The organism is Tardiphaga sp., from assembly GCF_044340795.1.
Classification (GTDB): Bacteria; Pseudomonadota; Alphaproteobacteria; order Rhizobiales; family Xanthobacteraceae; genus Tardiphaga.
This window is the reverse complement of the sequence record NZ_JBIISY010000395.1, coordinates 1-3,591: the sequence shown is the minus strand read 5'-3', so window position 1 is coordinate 3,591 and position 3,591 is coordinate 1. Positions and strand designations below refer to the sequence as shown.

The following is a 3,591-nucleotide window of genomic DNA, read 5'->3' as shown; positions in this document are numbered from 1 at the left end:
GACACCCTCACCGAGGATGAACACGCGGTGCTGATCCGCACTGCGGTCGGCATCGCGCGCGGACGTCTGCGCATCATCGCGGGCGCCGGATCGAACTGCACATCGCACGCCATCACGAGAACGCGCATGGCTCAAACCGCCGGCGCCGATGCCGCGATGTCGGTCGTCCCTTATTACAACAAGCCGACCGCCGAGGGTATCACGGCGCATTTCCACGCCATCCTGAGCGCCACGACACTGCCGGTCATCCTGCATGACGCGCCCTCGCGCTGCGTGCGGGCTTTAACCGACGATATCATCCTCGATCTCGCGGCCTCATCCCGCGTGATCGGACTGCGCGATGACAATGGCGTTTTATCCCGGCTTGCGCGCCTGCGCCCGTTATTGCCGCCGGGCTTTCGGTTACTCACCGGGCATGATGCGACGTCCCTGCCCTATCTGCTCTCCGGTGGCGATGGCGTCGTTTCAGCAGTGGCGAGTGTCGCACCGCAGCTCTGCCGAGGCATGTATGTCGCTGCGCGAAAAGGCTGCCCGCGCTATGCAACCACGATTTCGGACATGCTGATGCCACTGGCAGAGACACTGGAACCGGATCAGGCGTCATCGATCGTGAAATATGCGCTCAGCTTACGGGGGCTTGGACATGCATCGGTGCGCTTGCCACGCACGCCGCTGGATGAGACCGGGCAAGATCTGGTGCGAACAGCGATGGGGGCGATCTGGGCGTCGCCGGAGGAAGTGATGTCATTGTAGCCCGAACATGACCGGGGTCTATACGCTACGAAAGCGTCCGCTATTCCTGCGGGCACTTGCTTTCCATCTTCTCCCGGTATTTCGGCCCGGGGCCGCGCATATAGTGTGCGGCGGGCTGATAGATATCCGGACCGGCCACGAACCGCCAGGCCTGCACGAGCAGCGACAGCAGACGCACCATCATGGCGCAGTCCTGCGAGACGGCTGCGTCGTAATCCGCATGCGACGCATGTCGACCTGCGCGAGTTCACATCGCGCGCGCCGCATCTTGTCGGCGACCAGAGCCATATGCACGGCGGCGATCGTGCCCCTGACATGTTTCCATATCTGCCGGATGGACACGCGAAGCCGCTTCCACTGGATATCACCGGAATGATGGACGATCGGTGCGTCGTTGCGGCTGATGAGCCAGGCGCGATAGGCGCTGTCCGCAGAGAAATCATGCGCCTGCGTGTCGCGATTGAAGAACATTGTCATGTCGTTGTCCGTTTCACTGATGTGCCCGGCCAGACCCACCGGGACACGTCAAAGATGCAGACAACGCCATAGGAATACGAGATGAGACGCCATGCCACGTCATAGACGCGGCATATAGACGAGTGACATGCGCCTGTAGCCCAAACAAAAAAGGGACCGGAAGCTTGCGCCGCCGGTCCCGGATGATGGCAGACGATCTTACTGGAAGATCCTGACTGCGCTTTGCAGCGTCAGCCAGACGCCCCAGAGCAGCGGCACGCCGACGAACAGCCAGAACGCGGCGGCCGAGGCGTCGAGACCGCCCTTGCCGATGCCGTAGGAGCCGCCGCCCACCGAGGCCGCTTCCGCGCCCTTGGCCTGCATGGCAGCAACCTCTTCCGGCTTCATGAACCAGTGTGCAGCCAGCGGCTTGACCAGCATGTTGCAGATCAGGCCGACGACCAGCATGCCGGCGAGGATATACATCGTGAAGTCATAGACCTGCGCCCGCGGCACGCCGGCCTGGATCTGGAATTCACGGATATAGTTCACCACCACCGGACCGATGATGCCGGCGGTCGCCCAGGCCGTCAGCAGACGACCGTGAATGGCGCCGACGAACTGGGTGCCGAAGATGTCGGCGAGATAGGCCGGCACCGTGGCGAAGCCGCCGCCATACATCGACAGGATGATGCCGATGGCGAACACGAACAGGACCTTGTTGCCCGTGGCGGCGAAGGTCGGCACCAGCGCATAGAGCACGATGCCGAGAATGAAGAACGTGTAATAGGTGTTCTTGCGGCCGAGCTTGTCCGACAGCGACGCCCAGAAGAAGCGGCCGCCGATGTTGAACAACGAGATCAGACCGGCGAAGCCTGCGGCGATGCCGGCGATCGCAGTCTTCTGCGCAGCCGAAAGCTGGCTGAAGGAGAGATCCGGTGCGCCGATCAGCTTGCCGGCGAAGATTTCCTGCAGCATCGGCGAAGCCATGCCAATCACGCCGATACCAGCCGACACGTTAAGGCAGAGCACCAGCCAGATCAGCCAGAACTGCTTGGTCTTGTGCGCATTGTCGAGATGCACGTGACCGGTGGTGATCATCTTGTTGGTGGTGGCCGGCGGGGTCCAGCCTTCCGGCTTCCAGTTCGGCGGCGTGATGCGATAGGAGAACGCGCCGATGGTCATGAACACGAAATAGATCACGCCCATGGCGAGGAAGGTCTGCCAGACGCCGACATCGGTGGGCGTCTTGAAATAGTTCATCAGGATATTGGCGAGCGGCGAGCCGATCATGGCGCCACCACCGAAGCCCATGATCGCCATGCCCGTGGCCATGCCGCGACGGTCCGGGAACCATTTCACCAGCGTGGACACCGGCGAGATGTAGCCGAGGCCGAGGCCGATGCCACCGATCACGCCGGAGCCGACCCACAACAGCCAGAGCTGATGGGTGTAGATGCCGATGGCGCCGAGCACGAGACCGCCGCACCAGCACAGCGCCGACACGAAACCCGCTTTGCGCGGACCGACGCGTTCGAGCCAGCCGCCCCAGATCGCAGCGGCCGCGCCGAGCAGCACGAAGAACAGCGTGTACATCCAGCCGAGGCTGGCGACCTTCCAGTTACAGGTGGTGGTGAACAGCTCGGTCATGAGCGACATGCCGTCGCAAACTTCCTTCGCCGCAGGATTGGGAATGGCCTGCGACAGCGGCAGCCAGAACACGCTGAAGCCGTAGGCCATGCCGATGCACAGATGAATGCACAGTGCCGCTGGCGGCACCATCCAGCGATTAAAACCAGCCGTCGCGATGATGCGCTCGCGATCTAACAAACCTGGCTTTGCGCCAGACAGACTTCCGGCATTGCCAACAGTTGTCATCAAAAATCTCCCCTGCAGTCGACCCTTCTGAGCCGCCTGCGTTCCAAAACAGTCGTGTCGTCAGTTCATTCCCCAGCCGCGTGCAGACGACAGATTCTCGCGCGTAGCTGATTAGAACAGGACCAAAGACCGCTTCGGGAGTCGATAGGGAAAAAGTATCAATTTGCGAAATTTCTCAATTATCTCAGTGGTATACCAGAGGCTCAATCATCATTTGCTATCGCAGCATTCATTTTTTCGATCATGAAAATGATCACCTCGTCGCGACGCTCGGTGCTGTCGATGCGGTCGCCGGCCTGCTGCACTAGGACGGGAATATCGATCACCGCCATCGGGTCCGTACAATGGACTTCGATGCGATCGCCGACGGGAAGCGTTCGCAAGGCCTTGCGGGTCATCAGTGCAGGCAGCGGACATTTCAGCCCGGTGAGATCGAGTTTGGTCGCGGTCACGCGAGGGCTCCGATTGATGCGACGGCGTTATATCCGGACGCCGCCGAATGTC

Annotated in this window: 5 protein-coding genes; 1 reads left to right on the top strand and 4 read right to left on the bottom strand. The window is 61.3% G+C overall.

The genetic code is table 11. The annotated features are described in order from the left end of the window. On the top strand, positions 1-753 hold a 753-nt coding region (locus ACIQ17_RS32085; RefSeq protein WP_398473588.1), incomplete at its 5' end, for a dihydrodipicolinate synthase family protein. 40 nt (positions 754-793) lie between these two features. Here the strand turns inward: ACIQ17_RS32085 and ACIQ17_RS32080 are convergent. The 4 genes from ACIQ17_RS32080 to ACIQ17_RS32065 all read right to left on the bottom strand — a co-directional run bounded on the left by ACIQ17_RS32080 (position 794) and on the right by ACIQ17_RS32065 (position 3,539). Beyond that, positions 794-937, bottom strand: coding sequence for a hypothetical protein (locus tag ACIQ17_RS32080; protein WP_398473587.1), 144 nt, complete (start codon positions 935-937; stop codon positions 794-796). Beyond that, positions 934-1,230: a hypothetical protein gene (locus ACIQ17_RS32075; RefSeq protein WP_398473586.1), complete on the bottom strand. Its 297-nt coding sequence runs from the start codon at positions 1,228-1,230 to the stop codon at positions 934-936. The genes ACIQ17_RS32080 and ACIQ17_RS32075 overlap by 4 nt, the downstream gene beginning before the upstream one ends. Before the next feature lie 198 nt (positions 1,231-1,428). After that, positions 1,429-3,087: an OFA family MFS transporter gene (locus ACIQ17_RS32070; protein WP_398473584.1), complete on the bottom strand. Its 1,659-nt coding sequence runs from the start codon at positions 3,085-3,087 to the stop codon at positions 1,429-1,431. Positions 3,088-3,290: 203 nt separating this feature from the next. Continuing rightward, positions 3,291-3,539, bottom strand: a complete 249-nt coding sequence (locus ACIQ17_RS32065) for a sulfurtransferase TusA family protein (protein ID WP_398473582.1) — start codon at positions 3,537-3,539, stop codon at positions 3,291-3,293. Positions 3,540-3,591 lie beyond the last annotated feature (52 nt).

What these genes read in the sequence shown, in the direction of transcription:
- ACIQ17_RS32080 (WP_398473587.1), bottom strand. Translation starts at nt 937, where the DNA reads ATGATGGTGCGTCTGCTGTCGCTGCTCGTGCAGGCCTGGCGGTTCGTG.
- ACIQ17_RS32075 (WP_398473586.1), bottom strand. Translation starts at nt 1,230, where the DNA reads ATGACAATGTTCTTCAATCGCGACACGCAGGCGCATGATTTCTCTGCG.
- ACIQ17_RS32070 (WP_398473584.1), bottom strand. Translation starts at nt 3,087, where the DNA reads ATGACAACTGTTGGCAATGCCGGAAGTCTGTCTGGCGCAAAGCCAGGT.